Source organism: Lentibacillus salicampi, from assembly GCF_004565465.1.
GTDB lineage: Bacteria > Bacillota > Bacilli > Bacillales > Amphibacillaceae > Lentibacillus > Lentibacillus salicampi.
In genome coordinates this window covers 1-545 of the sequence record NZ_SRHY01000132.1, presented here as the reverse complement: position 1 = coordinate 545, position 545 = coordinate 1, and the positions used below count along the sequence as shown (strand labels likewise).

General features: G+C 67.0%; 1 protein-coding gene. It reads right to left on the bottom strand.

Annotated features, from left to right (window positions below; translation table 11 throughout):
- Nucleotides 1–467, bottom strand: a 467-nt coding sequence (locus tag E4U82_RS19695; RefSeq protein WP_209300617.1) for a hypothetical protein, incomplete at its 3' end; no start/stop codon positions are given.
- Nucleotides 468–545: the final 78 nt, after the last annotated feature.

Here is a 545-nt window from a genome sequence, read left to right as displayed (position 1 = left end):
AGCGAGTCCCCAGCCGCCCACCCAACAGGGTTGTTGTTGGAGAGCCGCCCGGACGGGATCAGCGCAGCCACACGGCCAGGGCCCACCGGCCTCACCGTCAGCGGATACTCAGACCCGCCACGCGCCAGCCACCCCACGCCAGTGACCATCGTCCAGGCCCTGGCGCTGACCGGCATCGACCACATCCACGCCGCCGACCCTAAATTGGTGGTCGAGCCTCGCCCCATCGACACCGAGGCGTGCACCAGACGCCCCACCTGCATCCAGCGACCCTCCAGCGTCCCGTTTCCGATCGAGAGGTTGGTGCCGTCGCTCTGCGACCACGCCACGGCGTATGACGACCACGACGGAGACAGCGACGACAGCGCATTTTCGGTGCCCTGAGCCAGCAGGGCCATATCTGCCGGGACGTTGTTCGCGTCCGCCAACTCCGGCGTCCGGAGTCCATAGATCGGTGTGGTCGGCATCCCGTGCCTCCTTAGATCGTGGTGATGAGAGTGACCCGTCCAGCGTCGGGACGGTCAGATGGGCCCAGTAGTGCCATG